The organism is Parapusillimonas granuli (assembly GCF_013416525.1).
Classification (GTDB): Bacteria; Pseudomonadota; Gammaproteobacteria; order Burkholderiales; family Burkholderiaceae_B; genus Parapusillimonas; species Parapusillimonas granuli.
The window spans coordinates 13,730-37,271 of record NZ_JACCEM010000016.1 but is presented as its reverse complement, the minus strand read 5'-3'; the positions used below and the strand labels follow the sequence as shown (position 1 = coordinate 37,271).

Genomic DNA, 23,542 nt, shown 5'->3' with positions numbered 1-23,542 from the left:
ATGCTGAGCACACTGCAGCTGGACCGCCACGGCTGGCTGCGGCCGTCCGCCGGCGTCGCCCTGGCGCCCTCGCCCAATCATGACGAGCGCCCGCCCGGCCAGGATGCCACCCTGCTGGTCATGCACAACATCAGCCTGCCGCCCGGCCGGTTCGGCGGCACGGAGGTCATCGATCTTTTCCTGAACCGGCTGGACTACGACTCGCATCCCTGGCTGCCGCGGCTGCGCGGGCTGCGGGTGTCGGCCCACTTCCTTGTGCGCCGGGACGGCCGGATCGTGCAGTTCGTCGCCACCGACCTGCGCGCCTGGCATACCGGCGTGTCGTCCTTCCAGGGCCGCGAACGCTGCAATGACTTTTCGATCGGCATAGAAATGGAAGGCACCGACACCCTGCCCTACACCCATGAACAATACGGTGCCGCAAGGCGGCTGACGGCCGCGTTGCGCGCCCGGCATCCATTGAACGCCGTGCGCGGCCACGAACACATCGCCCCCGGCCGCAAAACCGACCCCGGCCCGGCCTTCGACTGGGCCCGCTATGGCCGGGAAGGCGGCTGGCTGCGCAGGCAGCTTCCACCGGTTCCATGAAACTCACGCGCCCGGCATTCCGGAAAGCGATCGAGCACCATGCTTATTTATCGCTTTTTAGAAACTAGCAGCCTTCATAGAATTAGCGGCACATCATTCAAACCAAGGACGGATACAACCCCATGTCGACCACACAGAACGAATTGAGCGAACTCATCGCAGCCTATGCGAGCTCGTCCACGGCCATCATCAGCGACAACCTGGCGCGCGAGCCGGGCGCCGTCGGCATACGCCCCTTCCACCACTGCACCGGCGCCGTGGCCGGGCGCGCGCTGACCGTGCGCACCCGTGCCGGCGACAACGCCACCGTGCACAAGGCGCTGGACCTGATCCAGCCGGGCGACTTCATCATCGTGGACGGCGGCGGCGACCTGAGCCGCGCCGTGATCGGCGAGATCATGGCCGCCATCGCCAAGTCGCGCGGCGCTGTCGGCTTCGTCATCGACGGCGCCATCCGCGACGTGGACGTCATTGCGGCAAATACTTTCCCCGTCTTCGCCAAGGCGGCCATCCACCGCGGCCCCTACAAGAACGGCCCCGGTGAAATCAATGTGCCGGTATCCGTGGGCGGCATGATCGTCAACCCCGGCGACATCGTCGTGGGCGACGGCGACGGCATCGTCGCCTTCCCCGTGGAAGGTGCCAAAGAATTGCTGGTAGCCGTCCGCGCCCAGGAAAAGAAGGAAGCCGACATGCTGGCGGCCATCGCGAACGGCACATACACCAACGCCTACGCGAAATAAGCCGAGGCTTCCCCGGAATCGGACCCGATAGGGCCCGATTCCTTGCCTTCTAGCCAAGCAGCAGCTTGTTCATGCGCTTCACGAAAGCGGCCGGGTCGGCCAGGCCGCCGCCTTCCGCCAGCATGGCCTGATCCAGCAGCACCTGGGCCCATTCACCGAAGGTGTCGTCCGACGCGGCCTGCACCTTGGCGATCAGCCCGTGCTCCGGGTTGATCTCGAGTATGGGCTTGACTTCGGGCGCGGCCTGGCCGGCGGCCTGCAGCATGCGCAAGAGATGCGGGCTGAGCTCGTGCTCGTCCACCACCACGCAAGCGGGGGAATCCACCAGGCGGCCGGTGACGCGGACATCCTTCACCTTGCCCTCCAGCGCCGTCTTCAGGCGCTCGACCAGCGGCTTGAAGGTTTCGGCGACTTCGGCCTGGTGCTTCTTTTCTTCCTCGTCCGCCAGCGCGTCGAGGTCCAGCCCGCCCTTGGCGATGGAAGCCAGGGGCTTGCCTTCGAACTCGCGCAGATAGGACAGCATCCATTCGTCCACGCGGTCGGAGAGCAGCAAAACTTCCAGACCCTTCTTGCGGAAGATTTCCAGGTGCGGGCTGTTGCTGGCGGCGGCGTAGGTTTCAGCGCTGACGTAGTAGATCTTGTCCTGACCTTCTTTCATGCGCGACACATAGTCGGCCAGCGATACGGTCTGGGCGGAGGTATCGCCATGCGTGGAGGCAAAGCGCAACAGCTTGGCGATGCGCTCGCGGTTGGACGGGTCCTCGCCCGTGCCTTCCTTCAGCACTTGGCCGAACTGTTCCCAGAAGGCCGCATAGTCCTCGGGCTTGTTCTCCGCCAGGTCTTCGAGCATGGACAGCACGCGCTTGGCGGAGCCCTCGCGGATCACGCGCACATCGCGGCTTTCCTGGAGGATCTCGCGCGATACGTTGAGCGGCAGGTCGGCCGAATCGATCACGCCCCGCACGAAGCGCAGGTAGGCCGGCAGCAGCTGTTCGGCGTCGTCCATGATGAAGACGCGCTTGACGTACAGCTTCACGCCGCGCCGGCCCTCGCGGTCCCAGAGATCCAGCGGCGCGCGCTTGGGGATGTACAGCAGCTGCGTGTATTCGCTGCGGCCCTCGACCCGGTTGTGCGTCCAGGCGAGCGGGTCGTCGAAATCATGCGCCACGTGCTTGTAGAATTCCCGGTATTGCTCGTCGGTGATGTCCGACTTGGCCCGTGTCCACAAGGCGCTCGCCTGGTTGATGGTCTCCCATTCGCTTTTCTTGGCCAGCTCCGATTTTTCATTGTCCCACTCTTCCTTGAGCATCTGGATGGGCAGGGAAATATGATCGGAGTAGCGGCGCAGCACTTCGCGCAGCTTCCAGCCGCTTGCGAATTCTTCTTCGTCGTCGCGCAGGTATAGCGTGATCGCCGTGCCGCGGTCCGCCTTTTCCACCGGGGTGACCGAGAACTCGCCCTGGCCATCGGATTCCCACATGACCGCTTCGGTTTCGGGCGCGCCGGCGCGGCGGCTCAGCACCGAAACCTTCTTCGCCACGATGAAAGAAGAATAAAAACCCACGCCGAACTGGCCGATCAGTTGGGCGTCTTTCTGCTTGTCGCCCGTCAGTTGGGAAAAGAATTCCTTGGTGCCCGAACGCGCGATCGTGCCCAGGTTCGCCACCGCCTCGTCGCGCGTCATGCCGATGCCGTTGTCGGACACGGTAATGGTCTTCTTGTCGGCGTCGTACTCGACCCGTATGCGCAATTCGCCGTCACCTTCGTACAGGTCGGGGCTGTCGATGGCTTCGAACCGAAGCTTGTCGCAGGCGTCCGATGCGTTCGAGACCAGTTCGCGCAGGAAGATCTCTTTGTTGCTGTACAGCGAATGGATCATCAAATGAAGCAATTGCTTCACTTCCGCCTGAAAGCCCAGAGTTTCCGACTGTGGAGGTGTTTCTGTTTGAGTCATTGTCGCAACCTGATGAAGAAAAAGTTCAGACAAGACGGCCGCTCGTCGCGCGCGCCGCCCGTTTCCACAAGGGAGTTTCCCGACAATGGGGGCGGGGCGCCTTGTTTTCAAGGGGAAGCGCGCTAATATATATACATACCGTTACAACAAATCAGAAAGAGAACGTGTACGGTTTACGCTACGACTGACAGTACATGAGAATAAGTCCGTCTTTGTTCACTGGTTATATCGCCCGTAGCAAGGAGCTCCATCATGCAGGCGCATACGCTTTTCAACATCCTGAAAATAGTGAGCCGTGTGGTTCTGGTACTGATGGTCGTCGCCATCGGGTACGCCTGTACCATCGGTGTCGCGTACTGGTCCGGCATTGGCGTCTGACCGCGGAGAGCACGATGAATAAACGTCAAACACGCATATTCGCCATTGCATCGACCGCCATCGCATCGCTGATCTTCCTGGTGCTCACCGTAGACAGCCACAGGCAGTTTCCCACCCTGACCAACGCCGACAAGATCACGGACGCCGTCGTACGCGGCCAGAACGTCTGGCACCGCAACAACTGCATCAACTGCCACACCATCCTGGGCGAAGGCGCCTACTATGCGCCCGACCTCACCAAGATCACCCAGCACCGCGGCGCGCCCTACCTGACCGCCTTCCTGAAGAACCCCTCGCAGTTCTACGACGAACAGACCCACCGGCGGCTCATGCCCAACCAGAATCTGAGCGACCAGGAAATCGAAGACCTGATCGCCTTCATGGACTGGGTCAGCAAGGTGGACAACCAGGGCTGGCCGCCCCGGCCCATACTGGTCACCGGCAGCTCCATACCCGGTACGGACTTGAGCCTGGCGCAGCAGCGCGCCGGCGGCGATACCGCCACCGGGCAGCCTCCGGCCGCGCGCCCCGTCACCACCGCCAACGACCCCATCGCCTTGGGCGAAGCCCTGTTCCGGTCCGCCGTGCCCACCTGTGCGGCCTGCCACTCCACGGCGCCCGGGGTGAATCTGGCCGGGCCGACCCTGGCCAACATCGCCTCCAACGCGGAAAAAACCCTGGCGTCGCCCGACTACAAAGGCAAGGCGAAAACGGTCGAAGAGTTCATACGCGAATCCATCATGGAACCCAGCGCCTACCTGCACCCGGGGCCCATGTATTCCGCCAACGGGGTCTCCTTCATGCCCACCACTTACGGCAAGGACCTGACACCGGAACAGATCGATCAACTGGTTGCGTACCTGGCCTCCTTCAAATAAACGAAGGCCACACACCAGCACCGCCTCACGCAAAACAGGAGTCGCCATGCGTTACCGTTCTCAATCCGTCGCATACTGGTATTTCGCGCTAGCACTGATCCTCTTTGGGCTGCAACTCGTTTTCGGGCTGCTGTCGGCCGCCAAGTACCTGGGGCCCGACCCGCTGCTCAACATCATGCCGTTCGACGTCACCAAGACCATACACACCAACCTGCTGATCGTATGGGTGCTGACGGGCTTCATGGGCGCCACATACTGGATCATCGCCGACGAGTCCCGTTCCGAACTGCACAGCGTCAAGCTCGCCTACATACAGCTCATACTGTGGGCCATCATGGGCGTCAGCGCCATCATCGGCTATTTCTTCCGCTACGGCACGGGCAACAAGCTGCTGGAACAGCCCCTGCCCCACAAGCTGGTCATCGTCGTGTGCATGCTGATCTTCCTGTACAACATCGGCATGACCATCAAGAAATCCGGGCGCTTCACCACCACCGAAGGCGTGCTGCTGCTGGGCCTGGGCAGCTCCGCCGTACTCTACCTGCCCGCCCTGCTGCACTACGAGAACTACATCGTCTCCATCTACTACCGCTGGTGGACCATACACCTGTGGGTCGAAGGCGTATGGGAAATGATCCAGGGCTCCTTCCTGGCCTACCTGCTCATCCGCCTGTCGGGCGCCGACCGCGAAGTGCTGGAAAAATGGCTGTACGTCATCGTCGGGCTGGTCTTCATCGCCGGCATATTGGGCACCGCCCACCACTACTACTGGGTCGGCGTGCCTTCGTACTGGCTGCCGCTGGGCGGATTCTTCAGCGCACTGGAACCCGTCGCCCTGGTCGGCATGGCCATGTATGCCTACTTCGCCATCCGGCGCACCGGCGTCCGCCACCCTAACGGGCTGGCCCTGCACTGGACCATAGGCAGCGCCGTGTTCACCTTGTTCGGCGCCGGCCTGCTGGGCCTGGCGCACACCTTCCCCGACATCAACAAATGGACGCACGGCACCCTGATCACCGCCATGCATGGGCACGCCGCCTTCTACGGCGCCTACGCCATGATCGTCATGGCCGTCATCAGCTACGCCCAGCCCAGCCTCACCGTGGGCCGCAGCGACCAGGGCTCGCCCGTCGGCTACTGGGCCTTCTGGCTGCAGATCGCCGGCATGTTCGGCATGACGCTGTCCTTCGCCACCGCGGGCATCGGCCAAGTCTACCTGGAACGGGTGCTGGGCATAGGCTACCTGGACGTGCAACTGAAAATACAGGTGCATTTCCTGATGCTGGTCGCCACGGCTTCGCTCTTCGCCGTCGGTGTCGGCCTGTTCATCTATGACTTCTTCCGCCATGCGCCGCGCCTGGAACCCATAGAAGAAGTAGAGACGCCCGCGCACCACCACCCGCAGAGCGGCCTGGCCAGTGGCAGAAGCGCCTGACATGGCGGAGCAGTCCAACGCCGTGGCCCGGCTGGACAGGCGGGGCGACCACCACCAAGCCCCGCCCTACTACCTGCCCGCGGCCGACGAAGTGGCGCTGTTCGAACAGTGCCACCACAACAAGCTGGCGGTCATGCTCAAAGGGCCCACCGGCTGCGGCAAGACCCGCTTCGTGGAACACATGGCCTGGCGGCTCCGGCGCCCGCTGATCACCATTTCCTGCCACGACGACCTGAGCGCCAGCGACCTCATCGGCCGCTTCCTGATCCGGCACGACGGCACGGTATGGCAGGACGGCCCGCTGACTACCGCCGTGCGCAGCGGCGCCATCTGCTACCTGGACGAAGTGGTCGAAGCCCGCCAGGACACCATCGTCGTCCTGCACCCCCTTACCGACTACCGCCGCCAGCTGCCCATAGACAAGACCGGCGAAATCATCGACGCCGCGCCCGGGTTCCAGCTGGTCGTATCCTACAACCCCGGCTATCAGCGCATGCTGAAAGACCTGAAGCCCAGCACCCGGCAACGCTTCGTTGCGCTGGACTTCGACTTCCCGCCCCCGGACCGCGAAGCGCAGATCGTCGCCCAGGAAAGCGGGGTGCCCGACACCACCGCCCGGGCGCTCGTCGAGCTTGCGCACAAGCTGCGCGCCCTGCGGGACCGCGGCCTCGCCGAAGCGCCCAGCACCCGCCTGCTGGTCGCGACCGCCCACCTGGCCGCCCGCGGCATCCCCGTCAAACGCGCCTGCCAGGTCGCGCTGGTCTCGCCCTTGTCGGACGACGCATCGCTGCTGGCCGCCATGAACGACCTGGTCGAACTGACCTTTCCCTGACGCAAGGCGGCGGCATGGCGGAAGCGGAAGACGTCATCACCGATGCGGCCCGGCACGCCACCATCTACGCCCGCGACCTGTGGCAGCGCCACCGCGGCAAAGCCGCCGGCCCCCAGGCCTCCACCCTGGCCGACCTGGCCCACCGCCTGGACCTGCTGATCGCCGCCGTCTTCGGCAAACACTACCCGCTCAGAACCGCCCAGCCCCCCGCCATTCCCAGCCTGCTGCTCAAGATCTTCCGGCGCCAGGACGTCACCCCCTCGCGCGAGGCGCTGCCCGCCACCGACGGCATTTCCATCTGGCTGCCGGCGGACCCGCAAACCACCGATCACGGCATCGCCGCCGACCGCTACCGCTGCCAGGCCCTGCGGCAAGCCATGCGCGCCGAACGCGGCAGCCCGGCGCTGGCCGCCCATGATCCCGACCCGCGCGTGCGCGCCCTGTACCTGATCCTGGAAGCCCAGGCCTGCGACCAGGAACTGGCGCGCATCCTGCCCGGCATGGCGGCATCGCTGAACGAGCTGAAGCGCCGCGCCCTGCGCGCCCGCCCCGACCCGCGCCACCACCCCGCGGCCTGCCGCCAGCTGGAACAATGGCTGCAGCGCACATTGGCCGTGCCGGTGCATAGCGCGCCGAACGCCGCCCCCGCCCAAGGCCTGCCCGCCTGCTCCAACCCCAAAGAAGCGCTCGACCTGGCCCGGCAGCTGGTCGCAGAATGGAGCGACAGCCAAGCCGACAAACCGCCCCATACCCACGCGCTGGTCAAGGACTGGTGGACCGGCGAACTGATCGACCATGAGGCAACGGCGCCCGCAGCCCCCGGCGGGCCGGCCGGCCACGAGCAGGACGAAAACCGGGACAGACGCCCCCGCAGCGCGCGCATGCTCCGTCGCCCCAAGCAGCGCCAGGCCAAGGAAGACGAAGACGACGACAAACCCGGCGTATGGATGGTGCAGACCAACGCCCCGCTGGAACAAGCGGAAGACCCCATGGGCATGCAACGCCCCGCCGACCGCGACGAACAAACTCCCGCCGACGAATTCGCCGACGCGCTCTCGGAACTGCCCGAAGCCAGGCTGGTCGCCACCCCGGGCAAACCCAAAGAAGTGCTGATCTCGGACGACCCGCCCGACCAGCGCGCCAAACTTCCGCCGGCCAAAACCCCGGCCTTGCGGCAATTGCTGACCTACCCCGAATGGGACTACCGCCTGAACGGCTACCGGCACCCCGGCGCCCTGGTGCACCTGCTGACGGCCGAACCCGGCCCACAGGCCTGGATAGACGCCACACTGGCCGGCTACCGCAGCATGCTGGACACCATACGCAAACGCTTCGAGATCCTGCGCGCCGAACGCCGATGGCTGCGTCGCCAGTTCGACGGCGACGACATAGACCTGGACGCCTGCACGGACGCCGCCGCCGAAGCCCGCGCCGGCCTGCCCATGCCCCAGGCCCTGTACCGCCGGCAAAGCCCACAGACCCGCGACATGGCCATCACCCTGCTCGTCGACATCAGCGGATCCACCGATTCATGGCTCGCCACCAGCAAGCGCATCATCGACGTCGAGCGCGAAGCCCTGCTGCTGGTCGCCATCGCCCTGGAAAGCATGGGCGAACCCTACAGCATCCTGGCCTTCTCCGGCCCAGGCGCCCCCAACGTCAGCATCTACCCCATCAAATCCTTCACCGAAGCCTACGACAACGACATCGCCCGCCGCATCGCCGGCCTGGAGCCGCAATACTACACCCGCGCCGGCGGCGCCCTGCGCCACGCCACCGCCGAGCTCATGAAACAGCAAGTCCAGCACCGCCTGCTGCTGTTGCTGTCGGATGGCAAGCCCAACGACGAAGACCACTACGAGGGCCGATACGGGGTCGAAGACATGCGCAGCGCGGTGCATGAAGCGAAGGCGCAAGGAATATTTCCCTTCTGCCTGACGATAGACAGACAGGCGGCGGCGTACCTGCCGAGGGTTTTTGGGGAAAGGCAATACGCCCTGCTGAGCCGGCCGGAGGCCTTGCCGGTGGTGCTGCTGGACTGGATGAAAAGGCTGGTGTCGCGGTAGGGCGGCTTGGGGGTGATTGCTGGCGGAGGCAATGCAAAATTTCGGGAGTCTGCGTATAATTACGCCTTCCTGCCACGCCCCGAGTTCTTCGGGGCGACTACTTGCAATGCCCGGGTGGTGAAATTGGTAGACGCAGGGGACTCAAAATCCCCCGCCGCAAGGCGTGCCGGTTCGATTCCGGCCCCGGGCACCATCTAAAAATCTTCTGCTAATTCAAGCCGTTAGAAGATTTCGCAGCACAAGCCCCGCACCGGGGGATTTTCCTAAAATTGTGGTCAGGTACAGTTTCGGTACAGTGATGCGGCGCTAGCCCCATACGGAGTACTCATGGCTACGATCGTTAAGACTTCCTCGGGCACTTGGAAAGCCCTTATTCGCAAGACAGGCTGGCCGGCCACGGCCAAGACGTTTCGCACCAAGCGGGATGCCGAAGACTGGGCGCGCCGTACCGAAGACGAAATGGTACGCGGCGTATACATCCAGCGAGCGCCGGCCGAGCGCATAACCGTCGAAGCGGCACTGACCCGCTACCTCAAGGAAGTCACGCCCACCAAGCGGGCCTCGACCCAAGCCGGCGAACACAAGAAAGCTCAAGTCATCATCCGGCATCTTGGCAAGTACTCGCTGGCCGCCCTGAACGCCGAGATCGTGGCGCAGTTCCGTGACATGCGACTGGCCGGCGACCCGGACAAAAACGGCAAGCTACGGCCTCGCAGTAACAACACGGTACGCTTGGAATTCGCACTGCTGGGCCACCTGTTTACCGTCGCCATCAAGGAATGGGGCATCGGCCTGCCCTTCAATCCCGTGTCCAACATCCGCCGCCCGGCCCCCGGCTCGGGCCGCAACCGGCGATTGACCCCGGAAGAACAGAACCGCTTGCTGCAAGCCGTGGATAAGCACTCGAACCCGATGTTCGGTTGGATTGTCCGCATTGCCGTTCAGACCGGCATGAGGCTGTCTGAAATTGCCACGCTACGCATTCGGCAAGTGGACATCGAGCGGCGCGTCGTTCGGCTGGAGCATACCAAGAACTCGTCGCCTCGCACCGTCCCACTGACTGCAGAGGCAACGCGCGTGTTCACCGAGGCACTGGCCAACCCCTTGCGACCTGCCGAAACCGAACTGGTGTTCTTCGGCGAACCCGGCAGGGATGGCATACGACGCCCCTACCTGTTCGACAAAGCGTGGACCGATGCCAAGCGAGCAGCGGGCCTTGAAGACTTCCGCTTTCACGACCTGCGGCACGAGGCTGTCAGCCGGTTCGTGGAAGCCGGCTTGAGCGATCAGGAGGTATCGGCCATCAGCGGCCACAAATCGATGCAGATGCTCAAGCGCTATACGCATCTTCGCGCCGAAGACCTGGTGCAGAAGCTGGACCGCATTGCGCGGCGCGCGCCGTCCGCTTCTAAACAACGAGGTGAAGCCGACTCCCAAACAGAGAACAACGCATAATCGCTCCATCGCGTTGCCATAATGAACAACCGATTGTCTTAACCTACAGAGGAAGCTAGTTTTGCATACCGCTATCAAGATCGTCGCCATCAGCAGCCTTGCTCTTACCCTTGCCGCGTGCGGCAGCGCCAAGGACGCCAACAAGAGCAACTTCAGCAAGGCCATACAGGCATACCTGGACACTCAGAAGGGCCTGTGCGCTGCGATTCCTGGAAAGGGCTTGCCGTTCACCCTGGCGAATCAAGACATGCTGGGCGGTCAGAGCAAGAAGCGCGCCGACGCGCTGGTCGATGCCGGGCTGCTGACGAAGCGAGACACCGAAGTCAAAGCCATGTTTGGCAACAAGATGGAGCCGGCCACCGAGTACCAAATCACTGACACCGGCAAGAAATTCCTCGTCGCCAATGGGGCCAATACGATGGCTGGACAAGAAGCCTTCTGCACCGGCAAGTACACCGTTGTGGAAGTGAGCAACTTCACTGAGCCCAGCGACATGATGGGAGTAAAGCTGTCGCAGGTGAACTACCGCTACAAAGTAGAGGGTGCAGATGATTGGGCCAAATCGGAAAGCATGCGTGCCAACTACAAGAATTTTGCGGAACAGACTCAGGGAGATATACAGGGTAAGGCGGCTGTCATCCTGACCAACGATGGATGGATGCACGAGCGCCTGTTCAAGCGCGGATAACACCCCAGCTCCAAAACGAAAGGCCTTTCACCAATGATTGAAGGGCCTTTTCTTTGGTTCTGCGCCGATCTGCGACGTGGTTGAGGGTCGCGGAACAACCCAAAGCTGACGTTGTTATTTGATGGGAGGAGTCTTTATTCGTACGTTAAATCTCAAGTGAGTATTGAACAAGAAGGAAAGGCGATAGGAAAACCTCGATCCTTATATCAATAACGTTCGAGATTTGCAGGGGGCAATAAACGATGTGGTCAAAAGAGTCAAGAATGAGCATGTTTCAAGATATCCTGGGCTTTAACAAGCACATAGCCAGGCCTGCGTTGCAGCCTATCAACTTCTTTTTTGCTTCCCCCTTTGTGCTCTATAAGCAAATGCAATATGGGCAAAAGCCCACCAAGCGATGGAATCACACCGTCGGTACCAAGCCCATAAGCAGAGATGCTTAGCCCCACAGTTGCATAAGCGGCTTTCCAATATCGTCCTGCATGCCCTTGAACGTTTTCCAATTCATTGCGCGTCTCCACCGCCTGCCACCTAAGCTCATCAATCAATGCACCAGGGTTCTTGTCCTCCGTTTTTGCGACTGTAAGATGGCGGGCCAACAGCTCTCGCAGCGCAGGAAGAGCCTTGGAGGCCTCACTTCTTAGCTCGACAATTTGTGAGGCATTTAATTCAGTTACCCATGGAATTTGAACGCTGCGCCGCTCGTCAAATGCCCGTAAGCTTGAACGTCCCTCTAGTTTTTGCTCCCGCTTAACAAATGCCGCCATGCCAATAGCGGAATTAGAGAATAAGACGCCATTACCCTTACTTGCCTCGTCACAGGTCCATAGCGCAGATCGGATTGCGGTACGCGCGACATTTCGCTTTGCCTCCTCGGCTGTAGGCGTACGCTGAGCGCCTAGCCATTTGGTCGGATATACCCTCAAAACCATGGATGGATGATATGTGCCGCCCGTGTGCAGCGCATAACCACCACCGCACATTTTCTCGATATCGAACTCTGAGGAATACTCCTTAAGGGAATCCTCCACCATTTCTTCCACTTGCGTATCGAACGCGTTGTTGCAGGACTCGCAAACACTCCGCCACGGCGATCGAAACTTGATAATACCTGCCGCGATTAGAGGAAATAATTCAGATAAAACAAGAGTGTCAGTCAGGATTCGATAGAGCTTCTCATCAGCGACTTTACCGTGCTCTAAAAATTGCTCTGTCAGATAATCGGTAATCCATAGCGTATCGCCCACCAATGCGAGGCTGCGTGCAAGATGTCTTGCCGCCTCAAGGCGGCAGTCGATGTCAGCACAGCCGACGCGGGCATCAAATAGATTGAGCCCTCCGTCCAAATAAATGTTTAATTCGTCGGGCCGACGATTCTTCGGTGCGGCCAACGAAAAATTCTCCATATGAAAGCGACTTTGCGATTGAATCTCTGGCCAGAGATTTTTCAACCGATCATAGGCGTCTTTCGGACTATTTGATTTTCCCAGCACCTCAATGACGAGAAGCGGTATAGCTGGCGGAACGCTATCCAAATCATCCCGCATATGCTACCCACCTCAGCAGTCCAGCTTTCATCTATTACGTCCTTATGTTGCGTTGCGATCAGCAGCGTTGGTATGCAAGATCATCAGCTCGTCAGGCAGGTTGCTGTCCTGGCAGATTGTAAGTAAATATCACGCTTCCGACCCAGATCCGTCAGTTGAACATTCAATCTTTTCATTAATGGGGACAGGGATTAATCTGCGCCGCTGCCACTTTCCGGTGCTGAAGCGGGCCAGGCCACTAAGCTGTACTGAATACCTCTGCGGTTGAACTCAACTTGCATCCACTGGACAAGTTTCATGACGAGTTGCACGACAACCAAGAGGACCCTTTTCTTCATATCAGTTGAAGACCACTCGTGGCGGATCTCCTGCGGACGACCGAACTGATCATGACCCTGAGCATATATGTGATATTCCTCGCACGGCAGCATGGGTGGCTCAGAGTGGAGAACGTTAACTTTGTCTTTAATGCTATTCAACCTGGATTCTTCAAGCGCGTATTTGCGCCTATGCGAGTAACGGTTTCTTATTTCATTGAACCGATCAAGGATATCTTCATACTCCGAAGCGAGGCCCAAATTTCGCGCAACGATTAGCTTGGTTTTGAACGGCACAAAAGTACCAGCGAATAGGTCTTCTGTACTGGTAACTCGACTGCACCAAATATTCAAGAACTCTTCCAAAATCATGTGTGCCCGAAGAACCACGCTCACCTCGTCGAGTGAATTGAACATGATCAGATAGTCTTGAGTGTCAAACACCCTTGCGAAATCGCCGCCGACGCTTACGTGTGTTTCCGGGGATGGTGTCAATGAAGGATCGCTCATACGGTGTCTAACTACAAATAGGTGACATAACGCAGGCTAAGATTTGTTGCCTTAACCAAATCTAATTTAATCCTACTCAGTCGGAAGAAGCAGCTTGTGTAAGTATAGGTAAACCTAAACTTTTCGGATAGGCAGACTGTCCGCGTCTGGCCGAACTCGGCCTTCCTGAGCCAATCATCCCCACCTACGCGGCGACGGAGTGGCGCGCAAGATCATCAGGTCCTTGCGCTGGTTGCTATTGCGTAATTTCGAAAACGTCACGCGAGAAACCTTCCCCAGAAGTCGGCGACGAACCTTTTCTTTTTCCCTGTCCGATCACTTCTCTCATCTGGCCGTATGTCGGGCCTTTAAAGGCTGCACCGTGTATTCAGAGGTAGGAGAATGGAATTAGCGCGGCCACGACTTAAGCGTATGCAAGTCCAGCAACGTAAACCTTCCCCCATCCTGCCACCCCCCTGTATCGATGTAGTAAACATTACCAAGCTGCGCAGGCTTGCGTAGCGTCATATGTCCATGGACCACCGCACGTACATTGCGGACAGGCTGGGAATGCTGCATTCGATAACGATCTACGGACCATAGGCAGGCGTCTTCGTCCTCTGGACTGAAGGTAGCGCCGTGAATAGCCTGCCAATCGTCATAGGGAAAGTCGGCGTGAACCATAGCGACCATGCCACTCGGCGTTTCCACCTCGATAGCCAGCGGCAAGGCGCTCAAGCTGGCCGCAATGCGTTCACGAACCTCACCAACGCAAGCATCCAACCATCCACCGCCGTGGACGCGATGATCGACGTTCGGAATCGGATCGCCCATCGCCCGTCGCCATGCCATCAGGTCGTGATTCCCACAGATCGCGTGAAACCACGGGCGCTCCAACCATTTCAGAACATCGGCCGATTCAGGGCCTCGATCCACAAGGTCCCCTACGGAAAACAATCGGTCCTTTTCTTTTCTGGCGAGAACTTTGCGGCAGCCAACGCGACCTCAAGCCGACCAAAATGACCATGGATGTCACCCACCGCAAAATCACGGCCGCGCCAATCGCTGGGTCATCCACCTGATACGGGCCAATCTCAGCGGTGAACCACAGTTCGGCATGACAGAACTACGGACGCTGGGCGAATCGAATTCACGGCTGCTGGCCATCGGTCGCAACCTGAACCAGATCGCCCGGCATATGAACGGAGGATGCGCGCTGGAGACGGTGGTAACCGCTGAGCGTATCGACACACTGACCCGTCATATCAAAGCCCACACCGCGCGGGTGGCAGACATCATGCGCGCCAACATTGACCGCTGGAGGCTGGAATGAGTCTGGTCGTTGATGGAATTTTGAAGGACTGGGGCGAACGTATCTATACCAAGCCCGTAACCAGCCAAGGCATAAAGCGCACGGTGACGCGATCACGCACTTCGCCGCCCTCTAAGCCCCTGTTGTTGACTGGCAGCGCTCGGGTCCGCGACAAGTTGATGCTGACCACTCGCAAAGCCCCCGAAGTCATGGTGAAGATCTCCGGCGGCGGCAAAGGCATCGCGCAGGTGAAAGCACATCTCGACTACATATCGCGCAACGGCCTGGTAGCGTTGGAGAACGAAGACGGTGAAATCATCCTTGGCCGTGAGGCAGTGCAGGACGTGCGCGACGAATGGAAAAGCGGCCAGTACGGGTTGCCTGATAACGGCTCCCGCCGCGAAACGTTCAATATCGTGCTGTCCATGCCGCCCGGCACCGACCGACGCGCAGTCAATGACGCTATCCGTGCATTCGCGAAAACGGAGTTCGGTGCCAACCACGCGTATGTCTTCGCCATCCATGACGATGAAGCCCATCCCCACGGCCACCTTTGCGTTAAGGCGCTGGGTCTCGACGGCAGCCGGCTCAACCCACGAAAAGCGGACCTGCAACGCTGGCGGGAGCGCTTCGCCGAGGCACTGCGTGAACAAGGCATCGAAGCCAACGCCACACCGCGTAGGGCTCGGTCTAACACGCACACTACGGTCAAGCAGGCGACGCGACATGCCGCCAAGCGTGGCAAGAGCACCAAAGCGGCCGAGCGGGAACAACCCGGGCTTTCCGGCGTTTCACGTGCCATCAGGAATGGCTACGAGCACATTGCGAAAGCCTTGTCCGCTGGTGACATAGAGGACAAATCGCTCGCCCTGGAAATTGTCCGGTTCCTTGATCCCTCGCAGGACAGAACGCTACAGGTCACACAGCGTCGTCAGCGCAGCACAGAAGTGACCAAGGACGCCCATCGACTGGATGGGACCAACCATCCAGACACTGGCGACCTGAGCCGTTGATTGATTGCGCAAGAAGGACCATAAGATGGCTTTACGCTACGACGCCCTGCAAGACTACTGCGATGATCCAGCGCGCACTGGTGACGTGCAGGTCATTCTGTATGCGCACTACTGGAAGGGCTTTGCCTTGGCCGTTCAGGACGGCACTACGGAGCACCCCGTCATGGACGACAAAGGCCGACCGTACCGATTCCGAACAGTAGAAATGGCCTTGGCGGAATTGGCGAACATCTCGTACCTGTCGGACCGCATCATCATCGACCGTCGCATGTGGTGGTCGTAATCGGGAAACTACTTTGCATTAACCGTAAGTACAATCAACTTCGGTTTTACCTTTAACCACAACGGACGTTGCACCGCCCCAAGGACGCCTAGCGTACCGGGTGCCGACCCGAGAAGAAGGGTTCCGACCGCCGAGAGCAGATCGGCCGCTTAGTCGCCCCAAGAACGCTTTGTCGTACTGGGCGCGGTCCCTGAACAGACCGACAGACCGGACAGCACGGTCCTACGTTCGCCCTCAACCTCTCAGGAGTGGCGAACATGAAGAAACTCTCAGCCTCTTGCATTCTGACCGTCGGCATTGCCGCGTCGTCGGCCGGCTTCGCACAAATCCCCGTGACGGATGGCGCTTCCATCGCCAAGAGCGTCGAAAACCAGATCGAAACGATGGCGAAGTGGAAGTTGCAGTATGACCAGATGGTCAGTCAAATCGACCAGATGAAACAGCAATACGCTGCGGTCACTGGTGCCCGCGGCATGGGCGAACTGTTCAACAACCCGCAACTACGGGACTACCTGCCGCAAGACTGGCAAGGCGTCTATGACAGCGTGAAATCAGGCGGCTATGCCGGCCTGAGCGGGCGCGCAGAATCCATCTACGACAACAACAAGGTGTATGACGCCTGCACCGACTTTGCCTCGACGGAGCAGCGCACAAACTGCGAAGCCCAAGCTGTCAAAGGTGCGCAAGACAAAGCCTTCGCGCTCGGCGCCTACGATGCGGCGAAAAACCGCCTTAGCCAAATCGACCAGTTGATGCAGCAGATAAACCAGACACAGGACCCGAAAGCCATTGCCGAACTGCAAGGTCGCATCGCGGCCGAGCAGGCCATGATTCAGAACGAGCAGACCAAGCTACAGATGTACCAGATGGTCGCGGCAGCCGAAGACCGATTGCAGGAACAGCGGCAGCGTGAGATCAACGCGAAGGTGCTGGCGAATCGTGAATACACGAAGCACCAGCCTTTCAACCTGTTGGATAAATAAGAGGAGACAAGCCCATGATTTCCTACATTCACGTCCCTGTTTTGGCAATTTGCTTTTTCACACTCCTATTCATGCGGCGGTGGTGGCAATGCATTGACCGCCTTGGGTTCACGCGTGAAGTCGGCCGTCGCGCGCCTTCGCTTGTTCAAGGTGACATTCTGGCTGCAACGTTCGCCATCCTCCCCTTCCTGATCGCGGCGGTGGACTGGTCCGGGGTTGTCCTGCCCGGCCAATCAGTGCCGACGTCGTCATGGATGGCCGTCCTGCTCTCACTGTCCTGCCTCGGTGGCTGCGTGTTCGTTCTGCGCGACTCGGACAGGCGATTCGCAGGTAGCTGGGCGGGCACGCGTGAAAGCGCGCTGCGGACAGTTGCGGCGCTACGCATCATTGACGCGGCCGAGCTCGCCCATGCGCTAGGCGTATTGCAACAGCATGAGGGCCGAGACACCGGCGGCCGAACCATCGAAGTCAACGCACAGGAGATGCGGAAATGAAAAGGACCGTTCTCTCTCTATTTGTCGCGACAGCGCTCGCCGGCTGCGATCAGGCCACGACGGTCCAAACCGTGGATTGGTACAAAGCGCACGATGCCGAGCGCACTGCGATGGTTTCCAAGTGCCGGAATAACCCTGGCGAGTCGGATGCATCACCGAACTGCATAAATGCCGTCACCGCCCAGAACCATCTGACGGTTGAGAAGCGCGGATACACAAAGCATGAGCCAATCAATGTGCTCGAAGGGGGCAAATAGTGGCTATTGAATCTAACATCTTTGAATGGATGGGCGAAAGCATCGACATGACGCTGAACGCGTTTGTTCAGGTGACGTCGGGCAATGTCATTTTCATGTTCACTGACATCTTCATCTACGGTGGCACGCTAACGCTCGTGATGATGGGATTCGCCATCATCTTCGGATATGTCGAAGCCCCTGCCTCAAACTTCATGAAGACTTGCGGGAAGTTCATCGTCATTGGCGGTTTGGCAATGAGCTCCCCTACGTACCTGTCATGGGTTGTCGAGGCATTGCGCGGCCTGGAAACGGGCGTCGCTGACGCCTTCTCGGCATCCGGCAGCAGTACGTCCGCAACCTCGGTTTATCAGGTGCTCGATAAGGCGGTGTCCGATGGCTTTCAAATCGGCGGCGATATGCTCGACAAGATGGGAAAACGGCGCTGGTATGAGATTGGCATGGTGTTTTGGGACCTGCTTAACGCCCTAATCATCTACGCCGCCACGCTCATCATTGCCATTCCGGCGGGGGCAATGGTGATCGTTGCCAAAATCATGCTCACCCTCATGCTTGGCATCGGGCCGTTCTTCATCGCCATGCTGATGTTCCCCGTCACCGCGAAATGGTTTGATAGCTGGTTTGGCCAAGTGATGACCTACATCATGCAAATCGCCTTGGTGACAACGGTTCTCGGCATGGGCATGAAGTTTTTCAGTGCACTTACGGCCAAAGTATTGGCCGTCACCACTGACCATCCTATTGCCACAATGCTTGAAATCCTGATCGTCACGGGCGTCACCCTGTTCTTGCTGCAACGCGCATATGAGGCGGCATCGCACCTGGCTGGAGGCGTGTCCTCGGCGGGTATCACGCTTAGGCAAGTCAGCCAGGCCGCCGCATCCCCCGTTACTCAAGTTCTCAACCGTCAAACAACCCGCCGCGACATGCAAAGCGGCATGATGGTCACCGGGGGCCGGCTCAATCATCTCGCAGCAGGCAACACAATGTGGAACCCAGCGTACCGGCAACACGTCTTGCAGAACATGGGCAAAAACTGGGGGCCGGCTACAGGCGGCTCAGTCAAAGGCGAATAGCCTACCATCTGCCCCTGCATTGGCCTCGCTTCCGGTGAGGCCCTTTCTTTTCTAGCGGCAAATCTCCGCGCTACGCTTGGGCAACCCCTTCGGTTGCATCCCGCGTCCGTTCTTGCCGGACTGACCGCGGGGGCAGGCCCAGCGGCTTCGCCTTGTTCCTCCCCCCGGCCGACAGGCTGCATGGCTTCCAGAGGCATCAAGGGTGAAGGCTTCGCCCGGAATCCTCACCCGTTCCCTGCGCTGCGCTTCGGGCTGCGGCTTCCGGTCCCGCCCTTGACGCCTCTTCCGGCCAAACGGCGTCAGTAATGGTGCTGTCAAGCGGATGACGGGTCAAGGGGTTGGTGCGGCCCGCAGCCCACAGGGCGAGGACACGGCCCCTTGACGCGGCAGGAGCGCCCCACGCTATGCCCCGGGGGCAGGAGTTCCGGGCCAAAGGCCCGCAACCCCTGCTCCCGAGGCTCCCGCCGGCGAGGGTGGAGAGTCCAGAGAGGCAAAGCCTCTTTGGAAACTACGATGCAGGCGAGTACGCGGCCAATACAGGCGCTCCATAGCAAGTAAAACAAGACAATTTCAGCGTACCGCCCTGGAGGTTGCGTGTACCTAAACCAAAATACTCGTACCTCTTGTAAAATCGAGTTACCTACAGCAAGGGGACACCATGGCTGGCGAAGGTAAATACGGGTTACAGCCCCACAAAACCACATCAGATGCCGAACGCGGTCGACGCCAATCGGCTGTTAACTACGCGCGGGCCTCCGTCGGTCTAGAAGGTTTCTCGCTCAGTGAAGCAGATGAGGCCCACGCCCAGCTTTTCATAGATGGTCAGATCAGCCTGCAAGAGTTTGTGCAGCCGCGCGCTGACGCGTTAACGCTCCCAAAGTCTTCGTCATGACGAAGGAATTTAGGATTTGGGGACTAGTGCAGGATAGGCTGTCGCCGGGATTTGTATTACGAACTCGCCTTGGCGGGTCGAACTGACAATATGTGGTGCTAAGGGGAGAGGGTTATCTTGGAAGTACGAGTAGCCTCATTATTCGGAAAGGAACCGTTCCCAGCCGGCTGTCTTTGATCATGCACGACCCTCGTCAAAAATAGCTTTGAGTTGGACAAACAGAATAATTCAAAAGGAGATGATGTGCCGATCAATACGCTCAAGACTCGCGACGACCCCCAACCATTGGCCTTCATGGCGGATGGTGCTTCGTTCAAGCTCCAAGCCGGCTCGCAAGCCACTTGGACAAGCGGTGGTGAATTCGGCCGCAGGGAATTGCGTAACCGTATTGAGCCTTGGCTTACGTCCCTATTTCAATCAGAGCATCTCTCGTTGCTGGTCGGCTCGGGTCTGACCCATGCCGTGCATTTCCTGGCTGCCGGTGAAGGCGCTGCCGGCATGGACGCTTTGGCAGTTGGCCATTACAAGGATGAGATCACTGAGGCAGCCGAACAAGCGGCAGCTACAGCTGGCCGGCAGAAGGGCAATCTGGAAGACCAACTGCGCGTCGCCAATGAGCTGTTGCGTGGCCTGGATATCTTGAAAAAAAGCAGGGAGGCCCAAGCCCTTGCCCAGGAGTTGCAAGCTGGCATGCTGGCTTTTGCTCAATCGATCCTAACAAGCGAAGCAAGGATTGCCACGGCAGACCAAGAGAAACGCGAGCAAGCCTTCAACATCCTTGTCACCTTCCTGATGAGCTTCGCCAGCCGCACGGGGGTGCGAGACCGTCTAAACATCTTTACAACCAACTATGACCGGCTGATCGAAGCCGGTGCCGAGTTAGCTGGACTACATCTACTTGACCGCTTTGTGGGCAAGCTCATGCCGATTTTCCGATCGTCACGCCTGGATCTGGACATGCACTACAACCCGCCCGGCATCCGGGGCGAGCCACGTTATCTGGAAGGTGTAGCGCGCTACACCAAGCTGCACGGCTCGGTGGATTGGGTGCAGACGGGCAAAGACATACGCCGCATCGGATTGCCGTTTGGCGCTACCAGCGTCGAACCGTATTTGCAGGCGCCTGGCCTTTCCGAGACTACAGCGCATGAGCTAATGATCTACCCGAACGCTGCCAAGGATAGGGAAACTGCTGACTACCCTTATGTAGAGGTATTCCGCGACCTTGCAGCTGCGGTGTGCCGTCCGAACAGCACAGTGGTCACCTACGGCTACAGCTTTGGCGATGAACACATCAACCGTGTCATCCGCGACATGCTGTCCATCCCATCAACGCATCTGGTCGTGATTTCCTATGATGACCCATTGAATCGCATCATGCAGACTTATCAGGAATTGGGTCGGCCTTCACAAATCAGCCTATTGATTGGTCCCGAGTTAGCAGATCTGACTACCCTGACCGAGCATTACCTACCCAAACCTGCCATCGATAAGGCCACCTTCCGCATGAGCGAATTGATCAAGCAGCGCATGGGAGCGGAGCCATACCCTGTCCGGGAGTTGCCCCCTGAAGCAGACGGCTTTGGCGGGAGCGATGAGTTATGAGTATGTCACCCCTAGCCTATGCCGACTCGCTGCGTATAGGCATCATCGACTTTGTCTCGCCCGATGAGATCAAGGTGCAGCTCGACATTGAGGCTCCCGATGGCGTGGCATTTAATACAGGCACGCCGCGACCTTTTCCGCGCATTAATGGCTACGTGCTGATTCCTAGCGACGAGGGACATCTGGTTGCCCAAGTCGAGTGGATTACCATCGAACGCTCGCAATACCCCAAGCGCAAAGGCATGCAGGACTTCGGCCTTGTGGACTTACCATACCCCTTGCGCAAGATGAGCCTCAACCCGCTGGGCGTGCTGGCGTATGAAAGCAAAGACGCAAATGGCAGAGATATCTATCGTTTCCGGCGTGGCGTCGAAAGCTACCCCACTGTGGGCGATGCGGTGCTACTGCCCACACAAACCCAGCTGTGCGCTATCGTCGAGTCCGGCGACAGTCGCCATGTGCTTATCGGCACCAGTCCACTAGCCGCTAACGCCGAAGTCAAGATTAACCCGGACCGTCTGTTCGGTCGCCATCTGGCAGTACTTGGCAATACCGGTAGTGGCAAGTCCTGCTCAGTGGCTGGCTTGATCCGTTGGTCTTTGGAAGCTGCGTCAAAAAAGCTAGATACGAAACCTAACTCACGCTTTATTGTGCTCGATCCGAACGGTGAGTATGCAAGAGCTTTTGACGGGTTAGGCGATGTACGTGTGTATGCTGTAGAGCCGAGCGAAGGCATGCAGCAACTACAAGTACCTCTCTGGTTCTGGAATAGCACCGAGTGGAGCGCATTCACCCAAGCGAGCGAGCGCGCACAACGCCCGCTACTGCGTAGGGCTCTTCGCGAGATGCGCGGCAGCGCAGAGGCGTCCGAAGACACTGTGTTTACCCTGCGGCGAAAAGTCAGCTCCATTCTCATTACCTTGAAAGCGCAGATCCGTAATGGAGAAACTTATGAAGGCTGGAAATTTGGCCCTAAGCTGCCGGTATTTATTGAGGATCTCGAGGCATTTGTACGGGACTTCCCTGAGCACCGTGAGAGCTTAGAGTTTCTTGCCACCCAATTACAGTCGATACTCGATCGACCACAACAAACCTACCGCAAACAGAATGGACAAACTGGATACAACGACTTCCCCGCAACTGCGGTGGAAGAAGTAGTTTGCCATTTTGAGGGATTTCTTTCATCCATTGGCGGTGCTGTTTATCAAGAAGGACCGAACGAGGATGCGCCGTTAAAGTTTGATGGCGCCCAGTTCGCTGATCATCTTGAAGCGCTAGCGAGCCAAGAATCAAACGCGCAGTTTTTTGATTTTCTGATCATGCGTATCCGAACGATGCTATCGGATAGCCGAGTAAAGCGAATTGTCACGGGCAATGGTGAGACCTCCCTGGCTGACTGGCTTACAAATCACATCGGCGCCAGCCAAGCATCCAACGGAACGGTCACCATCATCGACCTCTCACTGGTGCCTGCCGAGGTGGTACACCTAATCACGGCTGTGATAGCATGCATGACGCTGGAAGCGCTGCAACGCTACCGAAAGCTGCACAGAGGCGAAACCTTGCCCACCGTATTGGTTATGGAAGAAGCACACACCTTCATCAAGCGTTACCACGACGAGGCGGAAAATCAGAACTCAGCCGCCATCTGCTGCCAGGTGTTCGAGAAAATTGCCCGCGAAGGCCGCAAGTTCGGGCTCGGCTTGGTGCTGTCATCGCAGCGCCCCAGCGAGCTGTCGCCCACGGTGCTGTCTCAGTGCAACAGCTTCCTGTTACACCGTATCAGCAATGACCGCGATCAAGAACTAGTCCACAAGCTGGTACCCGACAACCTACGCGGCCTGCTACGCGACTTGCCGTCGCTAGCTTCTCGCCATGCCATTCTGCTTGGCTGGGCATCGGAGTTACCCACGCTAGTTCAAATGAAAGCGCTGGCCAAGGAGCACCAGCCGAAATCGAACGATCCGGATTTCTGGGCAGTGTGGTCGGGCAAGGATGATAATGGAAAGACAGTCGAACGCACGGTAGATTGGACAACGATTGCGGACGAGTGGCAACAGGTGAACACTCAGAGAAAAAACTAGACTTGCAATATATCAAATATCAACACGCCGAATCGACCCCAAATGTCCCAAAATCAAATTGCTTGCCGCACATCGGTTTTATGACAGGGCGCTTCCCGTGAAAAATAGATCTATTTAAAAAATCCACGTAGCCCAACAATGTTGATGCGTACTTTATGCTTGGCCGACTCGCC

The 23,542-nt window shown here is 59.0% G+C and carries 23 protein-coding genes and 1 tRNA gene; 20 read left to right on the top strand and 4 right to left on the bottom strand.

Translation table 11 applies throughout. From position 1 onward, the window contains the following. Nucleotides 1–3 precede the first annotated feature (3 nt). Entirely contained in the window at nt 4–588 is a 585-nt protein-coding gene (ampD, locus tag H0A72_RS21125) for a 1,6-anhydro-N-acetylmuramyl-L-alanine amidase AmpD (protein ID WP_180158504.1), read from the top strand. Nucleotides 589–710: 122 nt separating this feature from the next. Next, a complete protein-coding gene (locus tag H0A72_RS21120; protein ID WP_180158490.1) occupies nt 711–1,331 on the top strand; it encodes an RraA family protein in 621 nt (206 codons plus the stop codon). 49 nt (nt 1,332–1,380) lie between these two features. Here the strand turns inward: H0A72_RS21120 and htpG are convergent, their stop codons facing one another. Next, nucleotides 1,381–3,285 (bottom strand): molecular chaperone HtpG, encoded by a 1,905-nt coding sequence (gene htpG / locus H0A72_RS21115; RefSeq protein WP_180158489.1) that lies wholly within the window; start codon nt 3,283–3,285, stop codon nt 1,381–1,383. Between the two features lie 252 nt (nt 3,286–3,537). Here htpG and H0A72_RS22390 point away from each other — a divergent pair, with 252 nt between their 5' ends. From H0A72_RS22390 to H0A72_RS21080, 8 genes are all read left to right on the top strand, one after another. Further along, nucleotides 3,538–3,663, top strand: a complete 126-nt coding sequence (locus tag H0A72_RS22390; protein ID WP_281389378.1) for a hypothetical protein — start codon at nt 3,538–3,540, stop codon at nt 3,661–3,663. Nucleotides 3,664–3,677: 14 nt separating this feature from the next. Further along, nucleotides 3,678–4,541, top strand: coding sequence for a c-type cytochrome (locus tag H0A72_RS21110; protein ID WP_180158488.1), 864 nt, complete (start codon nt 3,678–3,680; stop codon nt 4,539–4,541). A 46-nt stretch (nt 4,542–4,587) separates the two neighbouring features. After that, nucleotides 4,588–5,976: a cbb3-type cytochrome c oxidase subunit I gene (locus H0A72_RS21105; protein WP_246437098.1), complete on the top strand. Its 1,389-nt coding sequence runs from the start codon at nt 4,588–4,590 to the stop codon at nt 5,974–5,976. A 1-nt stretch (nt 5,977) separates the two neighbouring features. After that, a complete protein-coding gene (locus H0A72_RS21100; RefSeq protein WP_180158487.1) occupies nt 5,978–6,808 on the top strand; it encodes a CbbQ/NirQ/NorQ/GpvN family protein in 831 nt (276 codons plus the stop codon). Between the two features lie 14 nt (nt 6,809–6,822). Then, complete coding sequence (locus tag H0A72_RS21095; protein WP_180158486.1) at nt 6,823–8,874, top strand: nitric oxide reductase activation protein NorD; 2,052 nt, start codon at nt 6,823–6,825, stop codon at nt 8,872–8,874. Nucleotides 8,875–8,982: 108 nt separating this feature from the next. Continuing rightward, nucleotides 8,983–9,067: transfer RNA gene (locus H0A72_RS21090), tRNA-Leu, on the top strand. A gap of 134 nt (nt 9,068–9,201) precedes the next feature. Further along, nucleotides 9,202–10,329 (top strand): site-specific integrase, encoded by a 1,128-nt coding sequence (locus H0A72_RS21085; protein WP_180158485.1) that lies wholly within the window; start codon nt 9,202–9,204, stop codon nt 10,327–10,329. Between the two features lie 61 nt (nt 10,330–10,390). Next, nucleotides 10,391–11,017 (top strand): hypothetical protein, encoded by a 627-nt coding sequence (locus H0A72_RS21080; RefSeq protein ID WP_180158484.1) that lies wholly within the window; start codon nt 10,391–10,393, stop codon nt 11,015–11,017. Between the two features lie 257 nt (nt 11,018–11,274). On the opposite strand, the gene H0A72_RS21075 is transcribed toward H0A72_RS21080, so the two are convergent. The 3 genes from H0A72_RS21075 to H0A72_RS21065 all read right to left on the bottom strand — a co-directional run bounded on the left by H0A72_RS21075 (nt 11,275) and on the right by H0A72_RS21065 (nt 14,306). Continuing rightward, on the bottom strand, nt 11,275–12,564 hold the full coding sequence (locus H0A72_RS21075) for a hypothetical protein (RefSeq protein WP_180158483.1): 1,290 nt from the start codon (nt 12,562–12,564) through the stop codon (nt 11,275–11,277). A 191-nt stretch (nt 12,565–12,755) separates the two neighbouring features. After that, the gene (locus H0A72_RS21070) at nt 12,756–13,391 is read right to left on the bottom strand and encodes a hypothetical protein (RefSeq protein WP_180158482.1); all 636 of its coding nucleotides are present in this window, start codon (nt 13,389–13,391) and stop codon (nt 12,756–12,758) included. A gap of 387 nt (nt 13,392–13,778) precedes the next feature. Further along, nucleotides 13,779–14,306 (bottom strand): metallophosphoesterase family protein, encoded by a 528-nt coding sequence (locus H0A72_RS21065; protein WP_343060270.1) that lies wholly within the window; start codon nt 14,304–14,306, stop codon nt 13,779–13,781. Between the two features lie 181 nt (nt 14,307–14,487). Here H0A72_RS21065 and H0A72_RS21060 point away from each other — a divergent pair, with 181 nt between their 5' ends. The 10 genes from H0A72_RS21060 (at nt 14,488) to H0A72_RS21015 (ending at nt 23,369) form a co-directional block, all read left to right on the top strand. Then, a complete protein-coding gene (locus H0A72_RS21060; protein WP_246437100.1) occupies nt 14,488–14,703 on the top strand; it encodes a plasmid mobilization relaxosome protein MobC in 216 nt (71 codons plus the stop codon). Further along, nucleotides 14,700–15,695, top strand: a complete 996-nt coding sequence (locus H0A72_RS21055; RefSeq protein WP_180158481.1) for a relaxase/mobilization nuclease domain-containing protein — start codon at nt 14,700–14,702, stop codon at nt 15,693–15,695. The genes H0A72_RS21060 and H0A72_RS21055 overlap by 4 nt, the downstream gene beginning before the upstream one ends. A gap of 25 nt (nt 15,696–15,720) precedes the next feature. Further along, complete coding sequence (locus H0A72_RS21050; RefSeq protein ID WP_246437101.1) at nt 15,721–15,978, top strand: hypothetical protein; 258 nt, start codon at nt 15,721–15,723, stop codon at nt 15,976–15,978. Nucleotides 15,979–16,235: 257 nt separating this feature from the next. Further along, nucleotides 16,236–16,961, top strand: a complete 726-nt coding sequence (gene virB5 / locus H0A72_RS21045; RefSeq protein WP_180158479.1) for a P-type DNA transfer protein VirB5 — start codon at nt 16,236–16,238, stop codon at nt 16,959–16,961. A gap of 14 nt (nt 16,962–16,975) precedes the next feature. Continuing rightward, entirely contained in the window at nt 16,976–17,455 is a 480-nt protein-coding gene (locus tag H0A72_RS21040) for a hypothetical protein (protein ID WP_180158478.1), read from the top strand. Then, nucleotides 17,452–17,712: an EexN family lipoprotein gene (locus tag H0A72_RS21035; RefSeq protein ID WP_033535559.1), complete on the top strand. Its 261-nt coding sequence runs from the start codon at nt 17,452–17,454 to the stop codon at nt 17,710–17,712. Before H0A72_RS21040 ends, H0A72_RS21035 begins: the two co-directional genes overlap by 4 nt. Beyond that, a complete protein-coding gene (locus H0A72_RS21030) occupies nt 17,712–18,788 on the top strand; it encodes a TrbL/VirB6 family protein (RefSeq protein WP_343060272.1) in 1,077 nt (358 codons plus the stop codon). The genes H0A72_RS21035 and H0A72_RS21030 overlap by 1 nt, the downstream gene beginning before the upstream one ends. A gap of 658 nt (nt 18,789–19,446) precedes the next feature. Then, nucleotides 19,447–19,680, top strand: a complete 234-nt coding sequence (locus tag H0A72_RS21025) for an antitoxin VbhA family protein (RefSeq protein WP_081977022.1) — start codon at nt 19,447–19,449, stop codon at nt 19,678–19,680. A gap of 243 nt (nt 19,681–19,923) precedes the next feature. Continuing rightward, nucleotides 19,924–21,285: an SIR2 family protein gene (locus H0A72_RS21020; protein WP_180158477.1), complete on the top strand. Its 1,362-nt coding sequence runs from the start codon at nt 19,924–19,926 to the stop codon at nt 21,283–21,285. Beyond that, nucleotides 21,282–23,369 (top strand): ATP-binding protein, encoded by a 2,088-nt coding sequence (locus tag H0A72_RS21015; protein ID WP_180158476.1) that lies wholly within the window; start codon nt 21,282–21,284, stop codon nt 23,367–23,369. The genes H0A72_RS21020 and H0A72_RS21015 overlap by 4 nt, the downstream gene beginning before the upstream one ends. Nucleotides 23,370–23,542 lie beyond the last annotated feature (173 nt).

What these genes read in the sequence shown, in the direction of transcription:
- H0A72_RS21120 (WP_180158490.1), top strand. Translation starts at nt 711, where the DNA reads ATGTCGACCACACAGAACGAATTGAGCGAACTCATCGCAGCCTATGCG.
- htpG (WP_180158489.1), bottom strand. Translation starts at nt 3,285, where the DNA reads ATGACTCAAACAGAAACACCTCCACAGTCGGAAACTCTGGGCTTTCAG.
- H0A72_RS22390 (WP_281389378.1), top strand. Translation starts at nt 3,538, where the DNA reads ATGCAGGCGCATACGCTTTTCAACATCCTGAAAATAGTGAGCCGTGTG.
- H0A72_RS21110 (WP_180158488.1), top strand. Translation starts at nt 3,678, where the DNA reads ATGAATAAACGTCAAACACGCATATTCGCCATTGCATCGACCGCCATC.
- H0A72_RS21105 (WP_246437098.1), top strand. Translation starts at nt 4,588, where the DNA reads ATGCGTTACCGTTCTCAATCCGTCGCATACTGGTATTTCGCGCTAGCA.
- H0A72_RS21100 (WP_180158487.1), top strand. Translation starts at nt 5,978, where the DNA reads ATGGCGGAGCAGTCCAACGCCGTGGCCCGGCTGGACAGGCGGGGCGAC.
- H0A72_RS21095 (WP_180158486.1), top strand. Translation starts at nt 6,823, where the DNA reads ATGGCGGAAGCGGAAGACGTCATCACCGATGCGGCCCGGCACGCCACC.
- H0A72_RS21085 (WP_180158485.1), top strand. Translation starts at nt 9,202, where the DNA reads ATGGCTACGATCGTTAAGACTTCCTCGGGCACTTGGAAAGCCCTTATT.
- H0A72_RS21075 (WP_180158483.1), bottom strand. Translation starts at nt 12,564, where the DNA reads ATGCGGGATGATTTGGATAGCGTTCCGCCAGCTATACCGCTTCTCGTC.
- H0A72_RS21070 (WP_180158482.1), bottom strand. Translation starts at nt 13,391, where the DNA reads ATGAGCGATCCTTCATTGACACCATCCCCGGAAACACACGTAAGCGTC.
- H0A72_RS21060 (WP_246437100.1), top strand. Translation starts at nt 14,488, where the DNA reads ATGACAGAACTACGGACGCTGGGCGAATCGAATTCACGGCTGCTGGCC.
- H0A72_RS21055 (WP_180158481.1), top strand. Translation starts at nt 14,700, where the DNA reads ATGAGTCTGGTCGTTGATGGAATTTTGAAGGACTGGGGCGAACGTATC.
- H0A72_RS21050 (WP_246437101.1), top strand. Translation starts at nt 15,721, where the DNA reads ATGGCTTTACGCTACGACGCCCTGCAAGACTACTGCGATGATCCAGCG.
- virB5 (WP_180158479.1), top strand. Translation starts at nt 16,236, where the DNA reads ATGAAGAAACTCTCAGCCTCTTGCATTCTGACCGTCGGCATTGCCGCG.
- H0A72_RS21040 (WP_180158478.1), top strand. Translation starts at nt 16,976, where the DNA reads ATGATTTCCTACATTCACGTCCCTGTTTTGGCAATTTGCTTTTTCACA.
- H0A72_RS21035 (WP_033535559.1), top strand. Translation starts at nt 17,452, where the DNA reads ATGAAAAGGACCGTTCTCTCTCTATTTGTCGCGACAGCGCTCGCCGGC.
- H0A72_RS21025 (WP_081977022.1), top strand. Translation starts at nt 19,447, where the DNA reads ATGGCTGGCGAAGGTAAATACGGGTTACAGCCCCACAAAACCACATCA.
- H0A72_RS21015 (WP_180158476.1), top strand. Translation starts at nt 21,282, where the DNA reads ATGAGTATGTCACCCCTAGCCTATGCCGACTCGCTGCGTATAGGCATC.